Origin of the sequence: Mucilaginibacter inviolabilis (genome assembly GCF_011089895.1) — a bacterium.
Taxonomy (GTDB): Bacteria; Bacteroidota; Bacteroidia; order Sphingobacteriales; family Sphingobacteriaceae; genus Mucilaginibacter; species Mucilaginibacter inviolabilis.
This window is the reverse complement of the sequence record NZ_JAANAT010000002.1, coordinates 526269-549616: the sequence shown is the minus strand read 5'-3', so window position 1 is coordinate 549616 and position 23348 is coordinate 526269. Positions and strand designations below refer to the sequence as shown.

The following is a 23348-nucleotide window of genomic DNA, read 5'->3' as shown; positions in this document are numbered from 1 at the left end:
ACAATACACCAATTAACATTCTGAAATAGAGGTATTAAAATGAGAACACCTCACAAAAACAATATATTATTCAATTAAACAATTGTCTGTATATTCTACGGGAAACATCAAAGCAACTTTAATACCCACACAGCGAATAGAATTAAAATAAGTACCAGAACCTGTATAAAAATAAACAGAGGACTAACAGTACGCGGGATCTTATCCAAATCGAGATTATCCTCAGCGGAGACATCTTTTTTCTGCCTGGTTGTAGCTAATATTTTCGATGACATAAGGTATAAATGTTAATTTGCAGATAGTTCCAATTGATTCTTAACCAAATTAAAATAGAAATTGCGTTGCTGCGTCAGATCATGATGTGTGCCTCGTTCAATAATTTTCCCCTTATCCAAAACAATGATCTGATCTGCATTTTTTACAGTACTCAATCTGTGAGCGATTATGACTACTGTTTTTCCTTTAAAAAATTTATATAAGTTGTTCATAATCATACTTTCATTATTAGCATCCAAAGCGCTGGTTGCTTCATCAAAAAGCAGATAATCAGGATTTTTATATATAGCCCTGGCAATTAATACTCTTTGTTTTTGTCCGCCACTCATTCCCGTACCATTACTGCCAATTTTAGTTTTTACACCGAGTGGCAAACCATTTATATAATCAGTTAAGTTCGCGGTTTGAATAGCATGTTCTAAACGTCTTTCGTCAAGGTTCTCACCCTGCATGGAAATATTGTTAGCGATGGTATCTGTAAAAATGTGTCCATCCTGCATCACTACGCTACATTTCTGCCTCCACTCAGGTGATCCCAATTTTGTAATATCCTGATCAGATATCATAACGGACCCTGATGATACCGTATAGATTTTTAACAGAATTTTCAATAAGGTGGTTTTTCCGCTACCACTTTCCCCAACAATCGCCGTTATTTTTCCATGTGGAATATGTAGATTAATATTGTCAAGTATGAGTGGGTTAGACGGGTCTCCATACCTGAATGAGGCGTTTAAAAATGTGATACCCTCGTTGCCAAAGATATTAGTAGCCGCTAAACTGTCAGCTTTTGAGACGCCATTTTGTACGGTCTCGTTGTAATGCTCATCATCTTCATTTTTTTTGCAATGAACCTCATTCAAACGCTCCATGCTTAATCTGGCGTCCTGATACTTTTTTATAAAGTCTATTATTTGACTTAAGGGTCCGTTTAATTGACCAATAATAAACGAAACACCAAGCAACACACCTAATGTTATCCGATTTTCCATAACCAGAATGGCAGAATAATAAGTAATGATTATATTCTTGAACTGATTAAGGACCGAATAACCTAACAATTGATATTGTTCCAGCTTAAGATTTTTGAAATTGATATTAAATAATTTTACCTGGATCTTTTTCCACTCCCTGAGCATGGTTGATTCACTATTATTCAACTTTACTTCCTGAATACCATAAATAAGCTCAAGTAAGTTATTTTGATTTTCCCGAAGTGCCTGAAATCTACGGTAATCTATCTTCTTTCTTTCATTGGAAAAGAAAAAAGCCCAGCAAACAGATAAAGTTGCTCCAAGCAAAAATATGAATAGTAAGTTGACATTGTATATGCCCAGCACTATCGAAAAGGTAATAATATTAATAAATGAAAAAATTAAAGATAAAGATGATACAGTCAAAAATTGTTCAATCCTACCGTGATCATTTAAACGTTGAGTAAAATCACCAAAATTTCTATTTTCAAAGAAGCTTATCGGTAGTCGCATTAATTTAGAAAGATAATCCGATAAAATTGTTATGCTGACTCGATTACTAATATGAAGCAGCGTCCAGTTCCTCATACTTTCGATGGCCTGAGAACCAATAAAAAAAGCAAGCTGGGCACATAGAATAAGGCCAAGGAGATTGAAATTTCTGGCATGTATTCCTTTATCAACCATTAATTGCGTAACAAAAGGCAATAACAGGCTGATTAATGTACTTAAAATCATACCGGTTAAAATCTGAAGCATAAATTTTTTAAATGGCTTAAGATATTTTAAAATCAAGGGTATATTATAATGAACATCTTCGTCATTATTAGGAATATTATAGAAATTTTCACCAGGAGACATCGCTATCATTACTCCCTTATCATCCGGAAATGTGGCCCAACTTTTTAGGAAAGTATCTTCATCAAGATTTATGATACCATGACTCGGATCAGATATTGTAATTCTATCCTTTTTTCCTTTTGATTGTATATTATATAAAACCACATAATGTTTTTGATTCCAAAATAATATTGAAGGATAGAGCTGGTTAGCTTTCAGTTTCTCATAATTGAGTCGTAATGTGGTAGTCATCAATCCAACACCTTCGGCAGCAATACATAAACCTTTTAGAGTTGCACCATTTTTTGACATAAAAGAATGGTCTCGAAAGTAATCAAGTGAGTATTTTCTCCCAAAATATTCAGTAACCATTTTTAAGCATGCCGGCCCACAATCCATATGATCCATTTGATAAGTGAAAGCATATTTCTTATATTTTAAAAAGGATGGTAAACGCATAATGGTACTTTTTAGATGAGTGTAACCGTTATATCAGTATGATGTGTTTGTATAATCTGATAAATATCAACAGGAAATACCCCATTAAACATGTTAATCAGAGCTCGCAAATCACTATTGTCTTTCGGAACTTCTTGAGGCCTGCTGGGATATCGATATATATTTATCCGTCGTTCCTCTTGCAGATAGTATAAAAAGGCTCTGGTATTTTTTATTGAAGTTTCGCTAAGCACAGGCACATCATATTCTGATACTACCTCCTCTTCCCATGAGGTTAAGCCTTTTGAAAAAAGATATGCGGGCAGGGTATATATTACTCCCTCTATTTCCTGATACCTAAGTTCAAATGCACCGGGGAAACGCTCGCATGCAAATGGTATTCCTGTCCCAGCTTCCCGGCCGATCGAGCATGTAAAATCCCCACCATAATTGCTTAAAAAAAAACTGGCAATAACAGGATCATAGGCTGCATATACACACTTAAAACCATGGATTCCCCTATTTCTGAGAATCGTTTTAAGGTTTCTATCCTGAGACGCATGGAATACTTTGGTTGTCATATATATGTTTTTTAACTCCAGAAATAACCTTCCAGCAAAAATTTCACACTTGGATTGGTGTTGCCTTCAGTTGAACCATCGTGAATGATATTTTCTGCCGGAGCGATATAACATTCAAATGGTTTTATTCTTATCTTAACAACTGGATAATCCGGGAAGGCTTGATAAAATTTATACTGCAGAGATTCGTTAGAAAACTCATCGAGTGCAGCACCGTTTTTGGTTTCTATCATTTTTTTTACCGTTTCCAGTGGCTGATTAATATAAATGAAATAACGATCCTCACGACCAAGATTCATCAAAAAGATGTTAGGTGCAAGCTCGGCGTCTTTAATATTTACTCCTCCTCGGTTATCAATATGCATACCCATTCGTTCTTTACGTTCTCCTATTGTTACTACTGATAAGTCTGGCTTTTCAACAAAAAAGTGATAACAAGAAAACCGGCTTGGTGAAAACAAATATTGACATGCAAAAGCTTTTAATTTCTCACTAGCCTCGATAAAAGTTGGGGTTTGATTGAAAGCCAAAACTTCTTCTTTATTCTTAAAATCTGATATACCGGCTTTTTGTACAAAATCTATCAACTCATCAGGGAGGGTAAGGATAATTATGTTCTTGCTAAACTCTTCAATAGGTGGCTTTTGATGTGTCACCAAATACTTTTTTGTCGATCCAGCAGCTAAACTCCAAGGCGATTTGGGTATTACAGCGTATTTATAGTAAGCATAACCATCTGTACTGCTATCTTGCATGTGTTGCAGACCGCTGCTTAGATATAATCGGTCAGCAATATCGCTGCTGTTGTTCAAAAACAGTTTAACTCCTTCGGTAATCATATCCCAATGTTTTAGTTTGTAATCAAAAATGAAGATTTACGATAAGATTCGAGAAATGCAGCATATTCAGAATCATCTCCCGAAAAGGCTGATGTGTACACGTTATCTACTTGCAGGTAGGCCAGATTGTTTTCTGAAACGATTTCCTGTGGAATAGTTCCCAATACGGCGTTCTGAATATGTGCTATTAGTTTAATTAAACTCTTGCAATAAATAGATGGATTATTAAATCCGTTTTTACTGCTATAACGGTGAGGCAAATATCCTCCGCCACAAATATCTTTTACTTCGCAGGCCTGACATTGTCCACAAAGTTTAGTATGGCTGAAATAGTAAAGATCAATCAGACCTTCATCAATTACTTCATCAAAATTGTGTGTGGCAACATTTTTCGAATTCTTGGTGAAACCTTCCCCGCATATTTTAAGTACGTCAACGGCTTCAATGCCACCGTCTGTTTCAATAACAAGTAAACCGTTGTCTAGATTTCCCAATGCATCTGTTGAGCTTTCCTGGCCTAATACACCATTAATCAGGTCCAGAAATATTCTGATCCTCGGTCTTTCAGGCCCTTTGTGGTTAAACCATACGTCGAAAACTTTAATCAGCCAATCAGCATATTGCGTAGATTCTTTGTGGAAATCGACTTCAAGTTGATCATAGTTCGAATCTGGCAACAAAAAATCAAAATATTTAATACCTACGTTAACAAAATGCCAGTATTGTGCTATCGGATCGGAATTAATGTTAATTACGGCCAAGGTGTTAACGCTACGTTTTGATTCATGTGCAGCCATAAGGTATTTTATTCCTGCAATTGTTCTGTCATAACTGCCCCTTCCTTTATGATCCAGCCGGTACTGATCGTGGGTTTGCTTATCCCCATCCAGACTTACACTTACATAAATATTTAGCTTTTTAAAAAAATGAGCCCATTCACGATCGATCAAAACAGCATTAGTTTGCATAGAAAGGGTTAACTCTATACCACTACCACCAAAAATTGATTTTGCTTTTTCATCGAATTTGATAAAAAAATCCTTCCCAACTAACATCGGTTCACCTCCGTGAAAACAAACAATAAATTTTTTTATATCATATTTTTCACAATGCGAATAGATCCTGTTCAGCAGGGCATCTACTGTTTTAGCGGACATGATTTTTGGCTGTTTTAGGTAGCTGTTATCCCCTTTGTTATACATATAACAATAAGAACAGTTCAGATTGCAACGACTCGCAATTTTTACCACGAGGTAGCTGATTTTTGACAGACTTATATTTAAATTGTCCATGAGTGATAAATTAAGTTCCTATTTAAAATTTAAAGGCACTTATAAGATTTATCCAAATAAAAATTAGAACAAAAATTATAAGTACCTTTAAGGTGTAACATAGCGGGAAACATTGATTGTTTCTTTAAGCTATCGCCAAATTAAAGATCTTTGGTAAAACCACCAGATGCGTGGATTTTGCTGTAAGGAGCGGATTTGTCAGTGGTTCCCCCTACGATAGTTATTACGTCTTTTAATACTTCGTTATCAAGATTTTTCATTTTTTCTTGAAACTCTTCTGACAAGTTAGCCAGGTCGATTTTGGTGTTTTGATTTTGCATGATAATAGTTTTTTAAATGTTTAAAAGTTAACAATCATATAATTAGGCCCATTATATTTCCTTTGTTATACTAAATATAGGATGGCATTTTGGACATTGAAAACCTTTTATACTGATAGTTTGATTCAGTATATGAAAAGAAGTATTAAGTATATTTCCCAAAATCAACATTGCTGTTATACACCTAACTATACTGATTTAGAGAAGATGCTATACTGGATTAGTGCGGAAATAGCTTTATCCAATTAAAAAGTAGCTGAACAACGAGAAGCACTTGTCAGAAATGCACGAGAGATATGGATAGGCTGCGTATTCCTTATAAGGATAAACCTATCAATTGGGCTTTTGAGCTTAGCAAGTAAGCTGAAGGAAACAAGTGTTATAGCCTGTAAATACCAAGGCCTGTATAATGTCGTTATAAACTGGTAATATTATATTTAATAAGAAGTTATCTTCGCTTTGATTTTATAATAGCATCATTAAGTACCGCGAAGAAATCATTTTTGTAATTAGTTCCAATACTTAGTTTTTTGTGTGTTTTTAGCAATACTTGGTCATTCTCTACACTCACAATCTTAAACATATTTATAATAAAAGATTTATGAATGCGCATAAAGTTTCCTTCTGCCAAATGGACTTCCATTTCTTTTAAACTCATATATGTTTTATGTTCACCTTCGATAGTGACGATATTAATGTAATTGAGCAACGATTCAACATAAATAATGTCAGAGATAACGATCTTTGTAATCCGACCTTTGATCTCATTTTGCACATAAAAAAATCCTTTTTGCTCAATTCTTGATTGATCACCATCTGTTATCAGTTTTTTTTTTAGCTTGTCAATACTTTTCAAAAACCGCTCATAGCTAAAGGGTTTAACCAGGTAATCTATTGCATCTTTGCCAAAAGCATCGGCTGCGTACTCACCATAAGCAGTAGTAAATATTACCGCTGTTTTGTGACTGATCAATCCTGCAAGTTCCATTCCAGAAAGCAGCGGAATACGAATATCTAAAAAGGTAACCTGGGGTTTATAAATGTCGTTAGATATGTCTTCGTAAGCTAATACTGCATTTTCTTCTGCTTTGATCAGTTTTAAGCCTGGCGTTTGTTCAATATACATTGAAAGAATATCTGTTCCAGCCTTTTCATCATCAACAATATAACAATTAATCATCACATTATTTATTTAAATGAACTATACAGATTGACTTGGAAAATTGTTCAGCTTGCATTAAGCGTCAATTTATATCCGATCCCTCTTATATTCAAAATTTTTATTTCCTTTTCATTTTGCAAAAGTTTCCTTAAATGCGTTAAGAAAACATTTAAACTTCGTGAATTATAATATCCGTCGCTCCCCCAGATTTTCATTAAAATTGTTTCGCGTTCCAGAACCTCGTTCTTTTGCAAAATCAACATCTCCAGTAAAGAACACTCCTTAAAAGAAAGCGTTACTCTTCCTGTCAAAGTCATTAATATCTGATTTACGGTATCCAGCGTACAGTTTCCAAATTCGTAAAGTGTTTGCTTGTCGAGCTGCACCGCTTCTTTGACATTTATCTTCCTTCCTAATAATGATTCCATCCGCACCAATAATTCATCAATGCTAAATGGCTTCCTTAAATAATCATTGCCTCCGCTTTTAAAACCGGTTACCACATTTTCAGACTGCACTTTAGCACTAAGAAAAATAATAGGGACAGAAGAGTCTAACTCTCTGATTTCTTTTGCCAATGTATAACCGTCCTTTAATGGCAGCATAATATCAAAAATACAAATATCCGGTCGTTCTTTGCGAAATGCTGCAGCAGCCAGTTGTCCATTAGATTTATGAAGTACCTCATATCCACTGGCGCGAAGATCATCACTTACAATTTCTGCCAAAAAAGGCTCGTCCTCTACATATAATACCTTGATTTTTTTCATAGTTTCGGTAAACTGATTATAAAGACGGCTCCCTGCCCTACAACACTTCTTAACCTAATGCTGCCTTGATGCCTCTCAATCGTATCCTTTACATAGTGAAGCCCGAGTCCAGAACCTTTCACGTTATGAATATCTTCGGTAGGAATCCTGAAAAAACGTTCAAACACTTTTTTTTGAAAAAGAGGATCAATTCCCGGACCATTATCTTCAATTGTAATAATGTGTTCATGCCCCGAGTTTTTACAACTAATCCTGATAATTACATTTTGAGAACCATATTTTAATGCATTATCTAAAAGATTATAAAATACATTACTTAAATGTATCATATCACCTTTAACCCAGTAATCGTTATTATCCGGCTCAAAAAAAATAGCAGCATTTTCTTTTTGGGATTGCAGTTCCATAGATTTAACAATCTGATTTAGGTTTTGAACCAAATTATAGGGCTCCAGATTATATTCCTTTGCATCGTTTAAACCATTCAGATTCATCAATTTTTCAAACATCAGGTTTAATCTTTGAATTTCAAGTTGACTGATGTTTAAATAACTTTTTAGCTTTACTGGATTCCGGATAAGATTATATTTAAGAATTGACTCTATAGCTATGGATATAGTAGCAACCGGCGTCTTAAATTCATGTGTCATATTATTAGTAAATGTAGCCTTGGCGTCACTGTACAATTTTTGATTACGTATCAGCTTTATCAAAAATACAAAAGCCAAAAATGTTAAAACGATCATTGTAAGTGCGGAAATAAGATAATAACGCATCTGATAAAATACAGCAGAATTTAATTGCATAACTACAAGCTGGTACTTGTACAAATGATTGAGATCAAAAGAATATTTTTCACTTATGTAGGCATTATTTAAAATACTAACGTTTTTTGCTCCTGTTTTGAGCAATTTATCATTTTTATAATTATATAAAGCATAGGTAGAATTAACTTTTATGCCTTCCCGCACCAAAATTGACCTGACTACTGAATCCATTTTAAGAGAATGCTGGTATACCGTATCGCTCAATACCATCTGATGATTTACCCGGGCCTTATTATTGATATCTGGTTTACGTAAAACATTATTAAATGAAATATTCATTTGTATAATTGTGCTGTCCTTAGTAATGCCGTAATTAAAATTACTTTTTAAACCTTCAATATTTAAATTATCAAACGCTTGCCGCAAATTTAGCCACTGTTGTGACAGAAAGAATTCTTTAAAGCGTAGCCCATGGATGTTATTCTGAGACAAACTATTATAAATCATCAATTTCGATGATTGCACTACCGCATCTTCAATAGTATGCTTCAATTGAAGTTTCTGACTGTTGAATAACTGACTAAGCCATGCGAATTGTAAAATAATACTCCCAATAACAGCAAGCGTGATAACATATTTTACATACTTATAAGAAAAAATCCACATACTCTAAATCTACAAACATTTATCCAAAGGAAAATACCCCTCCGGAATTTAATACTATTTAATACTATTTAACCCCCATTAATATTGAAGCTAATTAAGTTTGAAAAAACAAAAAGACATGCTAAAAACCTTAACAGGCATTGTTACTTTGGTCTTTTTCACCATGGTACTGCAAGCTCAAAATAAAGCAATTAACGGGATAGTTAAAGACCAGCTGGGCCATCCTATAGCGATGGTAAGCATAGTGTTACAATCACCTCAAAAAAGCGAAATTAAGACTGTTTCTAATGAGAAAGGTCAATTTACTTTTAAAATTACAACTTCTGGGCCGCATATACTGGCAATAAATTCAATTGCCTATGTACCGTATCAATATACTATATTAAATACAGAGGATAGCATCCGTATTACTTTAACGCCCGTTAACCACCAGTTAAAGGAAGTGAAAATCATATCTAATAAACCAACGATTGAACGAAAGATAGATAAGGTAGTGTTTAATGTAGAAAATAGTATTGCAGCAAGTGGAGGAACGGTTTGGGATGCTTTAACTAAAGCTCCGGGAGTACAAACCGGTTTTGAAGAAAGTATAAGCCTCAACGGGAAAAGTGTACTTGTTTATGTAGACAATAAGATATTAAGACTATCTGGTGAAGATCTGAGTAATTATCTCAAAAGTTTACCTTCAGATAATATTTCAAAAATGGAACTCATTGCAAACCCATCATCCAAATATGATGCTGAAGGTGGCGCTATAATTAATATTATATCCAAGAAATCAATCACCCAGGGATTAAATGTTAATTTAAATTCAGCATACAATCAAAGCAAATATGGAAGCTATAATTGGGGTAGTAATTTCAACTATAGGAAAAATAAGGTTAATATATACGGGAGTTATAACTACTCAGACAGTAAAAAGAATTATAGTGACGATGAATACATAATTTATGACAACGTAAATGATTACGCTTTATGGGTTAATGCCAAAAGAGGCTACCGAAAACGCCAAACCAGTAACTATAAGTTAGGAGTCGATTATTCGATATCCGATAATCAGGTATTAGGAATTTTATTTACCGGTTTTAACAGTAATTTTTTACGAGACAATAATGTGATCACAAATATTTTTAATGACCATAAATTAAGTATCGATTCTACCTTAAAAACGCATAATAAAGCAGATGGCCCAACCAATCGATATAGCTTTAATTTTAATTACAAGATCAAGCTTGACACATTGGGTCAAAGTTTAAATTTTGATTTTGATTTTGCACCCTATAAGAATAAGGGTAATCAGGCTATCTCAAATATTACGTTACTTCCAGACGGCACGCAGGCCCCCGACTTATTTAATGTCAATACGATATCGAAACAGAAGATTAATATTTGGTCTGGTAAGGTAGATTATAGTTACGCTTTTAATAAGACATGGTCTTTCGATGCTGGTTTAAAATATAGTAGTATTGAAACAAACAACAGTTTTGCATATTTTAATTTGGTAACCGGCTCACCAATATTAGATTTAAGCAAAAGTGATAATTTTAATTATACTGAAAATACCTTTGCACAATACCTGACACTAAACGGACAGATAAATAAATTTAATATTCAGGCTGGACTACGCGGCGAATATACCATGACCAACGGTCATTCAATTACATTGGACACCAGCAATGTTTCCAAATATTTTCGTTTATTTCCGACTGTTCAAATAATTTACTCTATCGCAACGGATCATGATTTGAATTTAGCCTATAGCTATCGGATAACCAGGCCTGATTATTGGCGATTAAATCCGTTTAAATATTATAGTAGCCCGTACACCTATCTCGAGGGAAACCCCGCTCTGAAACCAGCTTATATACAAGATATTGAAATCGGATATACCTATAAACAACAAAACAATATCACTTTTTTCCGCATACAAACGAATGGAATGTTCAGCAATATTACCGTACAGGATAATGTGAATAAGATTTTCTATGACACTCAGCAAAATCTTAATAAGAGTATAGAAACCGGATTTTATTTGTCTGTTCCGGTAACAGCATTTAAATGGTGGGAGATGAACTATTTTGTACAGGGATCTTATAAACAAGAAAGCTCAAATTATCTACAGGGTAGCTATAATTATCATACCCTGTTCATCTACCTAAATACAAGTCAAAGCTTTGTGATTAATGCAAAAGCAGGATTAAAAGCCGATATAAGCGCGTGGTATTCATCTCCAAGTATACAAGGTATATTTAAACTGAACAGAACTAATGATATTAGTGCTGGCATCAGAAAAAACATATTCGGTAATCATGGCACTATAAAATTGGCAGTGAACGACATATTATATGGAAATGCCTATCGTGTTAAAGTTGATTACTTAAACCAGCATAACGGATTTGTTGAGAAGAATGATACCAGACAAATCTCCTTGAGTTTAACATATAAATTTGGTAATATTAAATTAGCCAGCGCCAGAACAAGATCTACCGCGGCTGAAGACGAAACAAAAAGAGCCAGAAATTGATAGGGACGCCTTCAGCAACCAGTGTTTGCTGGTAGGGTTGATCGTAAGTGATCACATTTGAAATGCCCACCTGATCTTCGGGCTTACAAGCGTTAAGTACCCATGCCAACGACAGCTTTAATCAAGCAGTGTCCAAGTGCGTTTGGCCTGTACGGTTTGTATCACTTATTGTTAGGCTACAACAATGTTCTCTTTGCGATGCCCGATATATTCCAGAGAGCTTAACTTATTCCATAAAGCCGCTATTACCCGCAGTATAATTCATCAACTGTGATAATAGATGCACTGATGTCATGATGATTGTAAACAACCTCTATGAAACAGGCCAACAGCTCCTCAAAGTTGCCGGGAGTTACGTCCTTCTATTCATAAAATTTTTTAGTAACGGTTATAAGCAAAAGTTCGAATCCCTCCCTCTCCCGCGAGATAAAACAAAACCCGATCATATTCGGGTTTTGTTACTTATTACAATTACACGTAATTAAAATATTCTAAACTTTGCGGCTATCTGCAACCCCTTCTTATCTTCACAGAAAGTTCAGCATAGCATCAATGTCTATTGATTAATTTTGTAACACTCCTGCCTAAGCGTTGCAGTATGGTAGCGTCCTGCGTGATGATTTCTGCATTAGCTGTCATTCCCTGTTTCAGATGGATAGGCTTTTTCATGTCTGATGCGCTTCTTACTTTAAAATCAACTCTGGAAACAAAAACACTATCTTTGTAAGGAACATCTGCAATATAACTGATTCGCCCCCTGATTATACCATATTCTTCAAACGGGTAGCTTTTCAATTTTACCAATACCTCCTGCCCTTCTTTGATCTTACCCATATTATCCTGAGGAATAGCCATTTGGCCAAAAAATGCCTCGTTACCCGGGTTTATATTAAATACTTCCTGGCCAATGCTGAGTACCTGGTTTTCCTGTATAATACCGGCATACGAAAGTTTGCCTGATTGAGCTGCTGTTAAAATATACTTGCTTTTCCAATCTTCGGCTTGACTGATCAGGCTGTTGAGCGCCTGCAGGAATTTGGCTTTTTCCTCTCTGATCTGATTCTCCAGCTCTAATATCTCTTTTTGTTTTCCCGCATAATTATTATTAGCAGTGATCAGAGCGGACTCGGTTTGTACCAAAGGCTCTTTTTGGGCCAGGTATTTACTTTCCTGTTGCCTGAGTTCTGCAGGGGTCTCTACCTTCTCTTTTTCCAGCTTTTTATGCATTTGATAATCATCATCAGCTATCACAAAACTACGCTGTTGGATTTGTTTCTGCTGATTAAGCTGTTGGGCTTGTTGGGTAAGAGCCATCAGGTCATTTTGCAAAAATGTTTTCTTCTTTAAATAAAATCCATCATTAATTGCCGATTTATAATTCAAATATTCCTGGTAAAAGGTTTGATAAGCCGATTGCAGTTCGCCTAACTGCATATTATCAGATTCTGAGAAAAGTAGCGGACTAACCGGTTTACTTTGCAACACCTGTGTTTGCAATTGCTTTAAACCCGTCACCAGGTTTCTGATTTTATCATGATCGCCTGTACTTTCCATATAGGCTAATGCCTGCCCGGCAACTACGTTGGCATTTTCTTTTACCAGTAATTTGATCAGTTTACCTGATACTTTAGAGACCACCGGTTTGGGAGAATTGGGTGACTCTATTTTAAGCTGCGCATTAACAATGTCAGGATATCTTATCAATGCGGAGAGAGAAACCATCAGTACCAGGATGCCAAAAAACAGGGTGATACCCCAGCGTAATATCCAGGATGGTACCGTGGTAATAATATCCTGCATATCATCCGTATGTCTGACCTGGTCATTGTTATTTACGTAGGTAGTTGGCATATTTGAATTTGTATTATGGCGTTAGTTTAATTTATTCCCTCAGTCCCCAATATCACTAAATCCGGGTTTCTAAGTCCCCAATTCCAGTTGATTTTTAACTAACCTGTAATAATCGCCTTTAAGCGCAGTGAGTGCATGATGTGTCCCTTGCTCAATGATACGTCCTTTATCCAACACAATAATATTATCGGCATTACTTACCGTGCTTAGCCTGTGCGCTACAATGATAACGGTACGCCCTTCAAAAAATTGATGCAGATTATCCATGATCACTCTTTCATTATTGGAATCTAATGCATTAGTGGCCTCGTCAAAAAATATATAGTGCGGATCTTTATAAACAGCACGTGCAATCAGCATCCGCTGACGTTGCCCCTGGCTAATCCCATTTCCTTCCGAACCTATTTTGGTATTCAGCCCCAAAGGAAGACCATCAATAAAATCCTGAATATTGGCTATCTCTATAGCATGCCTCAGTTTAGCTTTATCCGGGTAGTCGTCGCCTACGGCAATGTTACGTTCTATCGTATCTGAAAAGATAAAACCATCCTGCATCACTACACCACAACCACTGCGCCATGTTTTAAAAGCAATATTACCAATCTGTTGACCACCAACTTTTATATCTCCGTTTTGAGGTTCATAAAAACGTAAAAGCAGTTTTAAGATAGTTGTTTTCCCACTCCCACTCATCCCCACTATAGCTGTGGTTTTACCCTGGGGAATAACCATATTTATATTTTCCAACACCGGCTCATTTCCGGCACCCGGATAACGGAAAGTAAGATTACTGATGGATAGGCTTTTGTTTTCGGGTAGGTTATGGCTCCATTCCTTATCTACAGGTTCCTCATCCTCCATCTGGTGAATTTCGTTCAAACGTTCCAAACTGATCTTGGCATCCTGGAATCCTTGAATAAAACCCAGCAATTGCTCAATGGGACTGCTTAGCTGACCAACAATGTATTGCACAGCAACCATAGCCCCAAGCGTAAGGTTTCCGTTAATCACCGCCTGCGCGCTTAAAAAAGTGATCAGTATATTTTTGCCTTCGTTAATAAAAGTTGCTCCACCTTGCTGATATTGATTAAGTGCCAGTGTTTTTACACTGAATTTAAATAACCTGGCCTGGATATGTTCCCATTCCCAGCGTTTCTGCTGCTCACAGTTATTCAGCTTAATTTCCTGCATACCGCTTATCAGCTGCACAATGCTACTTTGATTTTTGGCAGAAATTTCAAAACTTTTGTAATTAAGCGCCCTGCGTCGTTTTAAAAAAATCACAATCCATGCGGTATACAGGCCACTGCTGACCGCGAATACAAAAAATATCGTTGCATTGTAATAAGCCAATACTATCGAAAAAACCAATAGGTTGAACATGGAGAACAGCGTACTTAATGTGGAACCGGTTAAGAAACTTTCAATTCGTTTTTGGTCGCTCATGCGCTGCAGGATATCACCCGTCATTTTGGTATCAAAAAAACTCATAGGCAGTTTCATTAGTTTGATCAGGAAATCAGTGAGGATAGAAACGTTAACCCGGGTGCTGATATGCAACAGTATCCATGACCGTATAAAATCAACACTAACCCGGCCTATGATAAGTGCCGTTTGCGCAAAAAGTATAATATAAATGAAATTGAGGTTGCGGGTATTGATCCCTATATCAACTATGGATTGGGTTAAAAAAGGAGTAACAAGCTGCAATAAACTTCCAATACCCAGACCAAATAACAGTTGTATTACCAGTTGCCGATAAGTGATGAGATACCGCAGCAGGAACGACCAGCGAACTTCACTGCCTCTTTCATCTTCCTGCTCATAAAATTGTGGAGTGGGCGAAAGTAAAAGGGCGATTCCCTCCATGCTTTCTGTGTCACTTTGCCAATTGCGTTTAAAATCTTCTTCACTAAGAGTTATTAAACCGGCTGCCGGATCGGCTAAATAGTATTTGTGTTTTTTTATCTTGTACAGTACCACAAAATGATTCTGCCGCCAGTGTAAAATACAAGGTAGCTCTGCTTCTTTTAATTGTTCTGCGTTCAATTTAACTCCAATTGACCTGAAGCCAATTTTTTCTGACGCGTCGCTGATTCCCAGTAAAGACACACCCTCTTTGTTGATCTCGCAAAACCTCCTCAGGGTTTGAAGTTTAAAATTTCTTCCATAATATTTAGCGATCATCCGCAGGCAGGTTGGGCCGCAGTCCATTTGATCAGGTTGTTTATAAATGGGGAAAGACATGTTAAAATTGTTAAAACAGTTTGTGATCTCTTAGGCAACTCATAAATAAACCACTGCCAATTCAGGTTATGCCAGAATCAATAAAACTAAAAATATACAAAGCTTTATGTCAATCCAGTATTTTGTTACTTAAAAATAATATTCTAGCTTATAAAAATAGTTATATCCTTCAAAAAAGCAGCGAAGTATTAAATATTGTACAAGGGAATTTAAATTTATTATTGTGACGCTGTTTAGGTAATATTACTATTTTTTAATGAAACTTTATTTTTTCAGAGATAAAAATAAAGCTATTTAAATCAGATATTTTCCAAATAAAAAAGGCACTTTGTTATGGGTGCCTTTTTTATTTATCAGGTAATCCTTATTCATGTATCTGATCCATTAATGGATCAAAAGAAAAATGGAAGGTGATAAATGGTTGACGAACAAACCTATTTAAAACCGGTCCAGATTCATCACTTTATCCCAAGCCTTTACAAAGTCCTTTACAAACTTGTCCTGAGCATCGGTGCTTCCATATAGTTCGGCAACAGCCCTCAGCTCTGAGTTAGACCCTAACACAAGATCTGCACGGGTACCAGTCCATTTTACTGCACCTGTAGTACGATCGATACCTTCATAAAGCTCCTTGTCATTTGATACTGCTTTCCATGACGTATTCATATCCAACAGATTTACAAAGAAATCGTTGGTAAGCACTCCCGGGCGTGAGGTGAAAACACCATGTTTAGAACCATCAAAATTGATGTTCAGTGCCCGCAAACCACCTAACAATACGGTTAGCTCAGGCGCAGTCAATGTAAGCAGATGCGCTTTATCTATCAGTAATTCTTCTGTAGATACCGGCGCCTTGGTTTTGCGGTAATTGCGGAAGCCATCGGCAGCAGGTTCCAGGTAACCAAATGATTCTACATCGGTTTGTTCCTGAGAGGCGTCCGCACGACCAGGTTTAAATGGAACGGTAATATCATGACCTCCATCTTTAGCCGCTTTCTCAACGCCTGCATTACCAGCCAGTACAATCAGATCGGCCAGCGATACTTTTTTACCGCCCGCATTAAACTCTTTTTGAATCTCTTCCAATATGCCTAATACATGTTGTAATTGTGACGGGTTGTTCACCTGCCAGTATTTTTGAGGTGCCAGGCGGATACGTGCACCGTTGGCGCCACCACGTTTATCAGAACCACGGAAAGTAGAAGCAGAAGCCCATGCGGTAGAAACCAACTCTGCTATGCTTAGGCCTGATGCTAATATTTTTGCTTTTAAATCAGCGACATCACTTTCGGTTACCAGGGCATGGTCAACCGCAGGGATAGGATCCTGCCAAAGCAGTTCTTCCTGCGGTACATCCGGACCCAGGTAACGCTCGCGAGGGCCCATATCGCGGTGTGTTAGTTTATACCAGGCACGTGCAAAAGCATCGGCAAACTGATCCGGGTTTTCCAGAAAGCGCCTTGATATTTTTTCGTAAGCAGGGTCAAATCTTAAAGCCAGATCAGTAGTAAGCATGGCTGGTTTATGCTTTTTGGAGTTGTCATAGGCATCAGGGATAGTAGCTTCTGCATCTTTAGCTACCCATTGATGTGCACCAGCCGGGCTTTTTGTCAGTTGCCATTCAAACCCAAACAGATTTTCGAAAAAGTCATTGCTCCATTGGGTTGGTGTTTTTGTCCATATTACTTCCAGTCCACTGGTAATTGCATCAGCACCTTTACCCGAACCATAGCTGTTGCTCCAGCCAAAACCTTGAGCTTCGATACCCGCAGCTTCGGGCTCTTTACCCACGTTATCGGCAGATGCTGCACCATGGGTTTTGCCAAAACTGTGACCGCCGGCTATTAATGCCACCGTTTCTTCATCGTTCATGGCCATACGACCAAATGTATCACGGATATCTTTAGCTGCGGCAACAGGATCCGGATTACCATCCGGCCCTTCAGGGTTTACATAAATTAAACCCATTTGCACTGCTGCAAGCGGTTTTTCGAGGTTGCGAGAGTGAATATCGCCATCGGCATCATCGTCTGATACCAATACACCATGCCCCTCCTGCACCCCTGGTGAGCCATGCGCATAGCGCAAATCGCCGCCCAGCCAGGTAGTTTCAGAACCCCAATATACAGACTCATCCGCTTCCCATAGGTCTTCACGTCCTCCGGCAAAACCAAAGGTCTTAAATCCCATTGATTCCAATGCTATATTACCGGTAAGGATCATCAGATCCGCCCATGAAATTTTACGACCATATTTTTGTTTGATAGGCCAAAGCAGTCTGCGGGCTTTATCAAGGCTTACATTGTCTGGCCAGCTGTTCAATGGTGCAAAACGTTGCAATCCGGCACCTGCTCCTCCGCGCCCATCACCTACGCGGTAGGTTCCGGCGCTGTGCCATGCCATACGAATAAACAAACCGCCGTAGTGACCAAAGTCTGCCGGCCACCAGTCCTGCGAATCAGTCATGAGGGCATGAAGATCTTTTTTCACAGCTTCCAGGTCGAGGCTTTTAAAAGCTTCGGCATAGTTAAAATCATCATCCATAGGGTTTGATAGAGATGAGTTTTGGCGCAGGATATTCAACTTTAACTGGTTGGGCCACCAATTGTGATTCCGGGTACCGCCACCGCCAGCATTGTTTTTCATACTACCGTTATGAAACGGACATTTACTGATGTCATTTGATTCGCTTTCCATATTTATAAGTTTATGTATTGAAGACTTACTGATTGTACAGTGATATAAAATTAGGACATTAAAGAACACAATCACAATCGATTAATTCTATATCCAATAGTTAAAATTGATTAAGATTTTAAGCATAATCCCAAAACAGGAGGCTCATTTTGTTACAAAAGTGGGTTTACATGGTTTACACAATTTATGGTTAATATTGATTTATTTTACTGATAATCAATAAATTAAATTCATTTTCCATTCATATAGTGGGTTTACATGTAAACCCACTCAGGGTTAAATATTCGATATTATTTGAAATGGGATGTGCTAACGGAGCTTAATAAAGCTAAATTTTCAATCTAATATCATATTTAATCACTTTTATTTATAATCATTCTAAATAGTTATCTATATTTGTCCAAAATTAGCGTCCAGTGTCAGGCAATAACAAATACCCCCAAGTAGTTTTTCACTTAACTGAGCAATCTTTTCAGCAACTTTACAGGACGTATTGGAAAAAAGTTTTTGCTATTTGTTATCATACTTTGAGAGATGAAGACATTGCTGCAGAACTTTCTCAGGACATATTTGAATCATTATGGAAACGCAGAAACTCACTGCAGATCAATGTATCCATTGAACAATACATTTTCAGATCGGCTAAGCTCGAGGTATTTGAATATTGCCGTACCACATCAAACCGGCAAAAGCACCTGCAAAATGTTATTCAAAATCAGTCGACAGAAGGAACTTATACCGAAGACACACTGAACTATAACGAGCTATATAAAACTATCAATCGCCTCATTAACAGACTCCCCTATAAATCTCAGGAGGTTTACCGTTTAAGCCAGCAGCAAGGATTAGATAAAAAATCCATTGCTTCGGCTTTGCTTATATCAGAAAAAACCGTTGAATATCACCTCTATAAAGCATTGAATTTTCTCCGGGATAATTTAGCTGTTGACTAACTCAGTCACAGCCGGAATATTTAACTGTCCAAATTCTATCCCGCTCCCTCGGGGTCCTTTGCAGAGGACCCTGAGGCATCAGATTCACACAACCCGCATTCGACGATGTTTAACGCGCATGGCGAAGAGCCTCAGGGTCCTCTGCGAGAGCCCCCAAGGGGACATTGAATTTAGCTGTTGACTAAATAAACCGCAGGCTAAACCCTTAAACTTATTATCCATTTTCCTCACTGCTGATTTTTTCCAACTGATTATCTGCGATTTAAATATTATTTAGAATTAGTCTTAGGAAAAATAGCGATTTAATCGGCTATGTTACTGAATGCAACACGTAGCTTGCATTTAATTAAATGAAAATAGAAATAACGCAGGAATTATTAGAACGGTACCATCAGGGCAAATGCAGCACTGACGAACAGTTTGCAATTAAACAATGGCTGCAAAATATAGCAGAAAGTGATTTCACCATTTCTCCACCTGTAGATATACAAGGAATAGAGGATAAAACATGGACAGAACTATCAAGCAGAATATTTATTGAGGATGAACCCCGAAAAACAAACCGGACCTGGTTGCTCAAAGTAGCCGCAAGTATTGTTTTAATCACAGGCTTTTCGTTTTACATTTATCACCCTGCCAAAAAACATCAGGAAAAAGATAATAACCTCATTAGCTATCACGAAGTAAATGTTCCTAAAGGAAAAAAAGCTACCTGCACCTTGCCCGACGGAACAATTATTCAGCTCAACTCAGATAGCAAGCTACGGTATCCAGAAAAATTTACCGATACATCAAGAGTGGTTGAATTTGAAGGCGAAGCTTTTTTTACTGTAGCTAAGGACAAGAAACGTCCTTTTTCTATCAATAGCAAACAGGTGATTGTAAGGGTTTTAGGCACCCATTTTAACCTAAGGGCTTATCCCGAAGAAAATAAAACCGATGTGGTGGTTGAAGAAGGAAGAGTCATGTTTTCACCAAAAACTAAGAAAAGTTTTTTAATTCTCACAGCTAACCAGCAGGGTGTATATGATACTGATCAGTCATTAAAGCAGCAATCGGTATATGCCGCTGCTTATTATAGCTGGCGTAATAATCAATTGCAATTTAAAGATCTAAAGTTGAGCGACATAGCTTCAACTCTGGAACGCTGGTATAACGTGAAGGTGCTTATTAACAACAACCTGTTAAAAAATGAGCGTTATACCGGGCGGTTTAATAATCCTGATATAAAAAGTGTACTCAACAGCCTGGAGTTTGCGATAGGCCTTCATTATAAGATAACCGGAAACAATGTAACTATTTATTAAACAGATACCATTACTAAAGCCGATGTAGAAAAATATTAAAAATAAAAATTCCCGGTGTTTCGTCGCCAAACTACAACACCGGGATTTGTTCAACTAATCCTTAATTAATTAAACATTTAAACGAAAATATGAAACAGGTACATACTTACCTCAACAATTTAACTAAATATTCTTCAGGCTTTACCAATAAACGGCTAAATCTTTTCTATAAGACATTAATTATTATTGCTTTAACAGTTTTCAATACCACTCATTTATTTGCTCAACAAGATATACTGGACAAGCCAGTAACTATCAAATTAAGTAATATTACTTTGGCCGATGCACTGCTGGCTATTGGTGATAAAGCCTCTGTAAATATCTCCTACAGCAATACCAGGCTCGATGCCAAAAAGATAGTGAATGTAGATGCAACCAATCAACCCATCAAAAAAATATTACATGAACTGATGGGTGCTAACCTTAAATTAAAGGTAGAGGGTAAAGTGATCACTATTCAAACAACAGACAATAAACCGATAACTTCTATCAATTTAAATAATAACCTGAACGAGGTTGTAGTGGTTTCATCGCGCTCACCGCAGCATATCAGCGAAATACCTGGAACCGTTTGGGTTATCGATAGCACCAAACTGCAATCTCAGATCAAAGCAGGCGTACCATTGAAGGAAGCTTTGGGGATACTGATCCCAGGTCTTGATATTGGAAGCCAGGGGCGATCCAATTATGCCCAAAATATCCGTGGGCGTAATATATTGGTGATGATTGACGGTGTATCTATCAACAGTACCCGTAATACCAGCCGTCAGTTTGATGCCATTGACCCTTTCAATATCGAAAAGATTGAAGTACTATCCGGAGCGAGCTCGGTTTATGGCGGCGATGCTACCGGGGGGATCATCAACATCGTAACCAAAAAGTCCACTTCAGAGAAACTGGCTTTCCAGACCGAAGTAGGCGGGCGCAGCGGATTAGCACATGGCGACGATCATGACCTGCGGGTAGCGCAATCTATAGCTGGTGGTAATAGCTTTGTAAGGGGCCGTTTAGGCTTTGCTTATCAGCAAAATGGAGCCGCTTATGACGGCGACGGTCACCAGATTATTATAGATACCAAGCAAGGCGACTTACAATACAACCGCAGTATTGATCTGTTTGGTAATGTCGATTTTAAACTCAAACATAATCAAACCATCAGTTTAGATGCACAATATTACAACTCTAAGTACAACAGCAATCATGGCTTATTCTTAGGGAATAATCTGGCAGGGGCATTACCGGCCAATGCTAATAATAATGTACCTCCCGATCCGTCATTATTAGATGTACGCAAAGGATTTGATGCCGATGTGGTGCCGCGCAGTAAACGTATTTTTATTAATGGTCAATATCGCATTGCTAACATATTGGGTGGCCAGAGCTTCCAGTTCCAGGCCTTTGTACGGTCAGAAAAATTGGATTTCAGCCCTTCTTTCCCAGAAGGTATTGTTCAATCACGTGATCTTACCGTTGCGCCGGGAAATGTAAAACCTTTGCCCCTCGCTGCATCCCGCCAAAACACCGACGTGTATGGCTTTAAAGCAGTTTTAGCCAAACAATGGGACAAGGTAAAAGTAACCTACGGTGCCGATCTTGACCATGAAAAATTTGTAGGTACACAGGCCTTTTTTAATACCGACCTAAGCTATAGCTCCGGCGGGCTGATCAACAAAACAGCCAGTACCCTGGAGCGTTACCCGGGTAACCGTATACTGGGCATATCGGGCTTTGCACAGGCCAGCTGGGAAATTGTAGATAACCTTACACTTTCCGGAGGGATACGTCAGCAGCATATGAATGTAACGGTGGATGACTTTGTACGTTTTCAGCAGCAAGTATCTGTAAACTATGGCGTGGGTACCTCGGCAGATAAAATTCCTGGGGGTAAAAACGATTATAATGTAACCTTATTCAACGGTAGTCTGATTTATAAATTCAGCAATAAAGCACAAGTATGGGCAAACTACTCACAAGGCTTTTCGGTACCAGACCCCACCAAATACTACGGAACCGGCTCTTATGTACGCGATGGCGATAACTGGAAACTGGTTAACAGCATCAACGTAAAAGACGCCCCATTAAGCGGGATTAAAACCAACCAATATGAAATTGGAGGCAGATTGAGCGACGACAATGGTTTTAAAGGCCAGATAGCGGGTTTTTATTCCGTATCAGACAAAGCCATCCTTATCAATACCAGCAATTTTACCATATCCGTTACCGATCAAAAAGTACGCAACTATGGCTTTGAGGGCGAACTAAGCTACAGTCAGCAGCCAAAAGGTTTAATAGTGGGAGTTTCCGGTCAGTTCATTATTTCGGATATCAAAACCGATAAAGGATATCAGCGCAATTCTATCATAACCACCAATCCATCCAAGTTTGTGAGTTTCGCGGGCTGGCAAAGTCAGGACTTTTCGGTGAGGTTACAAGCCGTGCGCTCGCTTGACCTGAAAGATTACCAAAACCTGGAACTCAAAGGCTTTACCACGTTTGACCTGGTGGGTAACGTGAAATTACCATTAGGTACTTTATCTGCAGGTATCCAAAATCTTTGGGATAAGCAGTATCTGACCTTTTGGGGACAGCGCTCTGTACTGTTTTACGGCGCTCCGGCCAAACTGTATCAATACTACGGTCGCGGCAGAACATTTTCTTTAACCTATACCATCAGTTATTAAAAAAGTATTTAATCAGTATCAAGTAGCTAGTATCAAGTATCAAGACATTAATCATCAATCCGGATTAAAAGAGACCGATGTTACCCATCAGAGAACCATACTTCTTGATACTTGATACTAGCTA

Annotated in this window: 15 protein-coding genes; 4 read left to right on the top strand and 11 right to left on the bottom strand. The window is 37.6% G+C overall.

Annotation, left to right across the window (positions count from 1 at the left end):
- Window positions 1-287 precede the first annotated feature (287 nt).
- The 8 genes from G7092_RS18645 to G7092_RS18610 form a co-directional block, all read right to left on the bottom strand.
- Window positions 288-2549 carry a peptidase domain-containing ABC transporter gene (locus G7092_RS18645; RefSeq protein WP_166091377.1) on the bottom strand — a complete coding sequence of 754 codons (2262 nt, stop codon included), beginning with the start codon at window positions 2547-2549 and terminating at the stop codon, window positions 288-290.
- A gap of 11 nt (window positions 2550-2560) precedes the next feature.
- Complete coding sequence (locus tag G7092_RS18640; protein ID WP_166091376.1) at window positions 2561-3109, bottom strand: hypothetical protein; 549 nt, start codon at window positions 3107-3109, stop codon at window positions 2561-2563.
- An 11-nt stretch (window positions 3110-3120) separates the two neighbouring features.
- Window positions 3121-3948: a hypothetical protein gene (locus tag G7092_RS18635; protein WP_166091375.1), complete on the bottom strand. Its 828-nt coding sequence runs from the start codon at window positions 3946-3948 to the stop codon at window positions 3121-3123.
- Window positions 3949-3959: 11 nt separating this feature from the next.
- Window positions 3960-5240: a radical SAM protein gene (locus G7092_RS18630; RefSeq protein WP_166091374.1), complete on the bottom strand. Its 1281-nt coding sequence runs from the start codon at window positions 5238-5240 to the stop codon at window positions 3960-3962.
- A gap of 140 nt (window positions 5241-5380) precedes the next feature.
- Window positions 5381-5560, bottom strand: coding sequence for a hypothetical protein (locus G7092_RS18625; RefSeq protein ID WP_166091373.1), 180 nt, complete (start codon window positions 5558-5560; stop codon window positions 5381-5383).
- 448 nt (window positions 5561-6008) lie between these two features.
- Entirely contained in the window at window positions 6009-6740 is a 732-nt protein-coding gene (locus G7092_RS18620; RefSeq protein WP_166091372.1) for a LytR/AlgR family response regulator transcription factor, read from the bottom strand.
- A gap of 47 nt (window positions 6741-6787) precedes the next feature.
- The gene (locus G7092_RS18615; RefSeq protein ID WP_166091370.1) at window positions 6788-7492 is read right to left on the bottom strand and encodes a response regulator transcription factor; all 705 of its coding nucleotides are present in this window, start codon (window positions 7490-7492) and stop codon (window positions 6788-6790) included.
- Complete coding sequence (locus G7092_RS18610) at window positions 7489-8925, bottom strand: sensor histidine kinase (protein ID WP_166091369.1); 1437 nt, start codon at window positions 8923-8925, stop codon at window positions 7489-7491. Before G7092_RS18610 ends, G7092_RS18615 begins: the two co-directional genes overlap by 4 nt.
- Before the next feature lie 100 nt (window positions 8926-9025).
- Between G7092_RS18610 and G7092_RS18605 the strand changes: the two genes are divergently transcribed.
- A complete protein-coding gene (locus tag G7092_RS18605; RefSeq protein ID WP_166091368.1) occupies window positions 9026-11449 on the top strand; it encodes an outer membrane beta-barrel family protein in 2424 nt (807 codons plus the stop codon).
- A 549-nt stretch (window positions 11450-11998) separates the two neighbouring features.
- Here the strand turns inward: G7092_RS18605 and G7092_RS18600 are convergent.
- The 3 genes from G7092_RS18600 to katG form a co-directional block, all read right to left on the bottom strand.
- Complete coding sequence (locus tag G7092_RS18600) at window positions 11999-13300, bottom strand: HlyD family secretion protein (RefSeq protein ID WP_166091367.1); 1302 nt, start codon at window positions 13298-13300, stop codon at window positions 11999-12001.
- A 69-nt stretch (window positions 13301-13369) separates the two neighbouring features.
- Entirely contained in the window at window positions 13370-15547 is a 2178-nt protein-coding gene (locus G7092_RS18595; protein ID WP_166091366.1) for a peptidase domain-containing ABC transporter, read from the bottom strand.
- A gap of 438 nt (window positions 15548-15985) precedes the next feature.
- Complete coding sequence (katG, locus tag G7092_RS18590) at window positions 15986-18244, bottom strand: catalase/peroxidase HPI (RefSeq protein WP_166091365.1); 2259 nt, start codon at window positions 18242-18244, stop codon at window positions 15986-15988.
- Window positions 18245-18660: 416 nt separating this feature from the next.
- Between katG and G7092_RS18585 the strand changes: the two genes are divergently transcribed.
- The 3 genes from G7092_RS18585 (at window position 18661) to G7092_RS18575 (ending at window position 23224) form a co-directional block, all read left to right on the top strand.
- A complete protein-coding gene (locus G7092_RS18585) occupies window positions 18661-19197 on the top strand; it encodes an RNA polymerase sigma-70 factor (protein ID WP_166091363.1) in 537 nt (178 codons plus the stop codon).
- 350 nt (window positions 19198-19547) lie between these two features.
- Window positions 19548-20504 carry a FecR family protein gene (locus G7092_RS18580; RefSeq protein WP_166091361.1) on the top strand — a complete coding sequence of 319 codons (957 nt, stop codon included), beginning with the start codon at window positions 19548-19550 and terminating at the stop codon, window positions 20502-20504.
- 128 nt (window positions 20505-20632) lie between these two features.
- Entirely contained in the window at window positions 20633-23224 is a 2592-nt protein-coding gene (locus G7092_RS18575; protein ID WP_202985357.1) for a TonB-dependent receptor, read from the top strand.
- Window positions 23225-23348 lie beyond the last annotated feature (124 nt).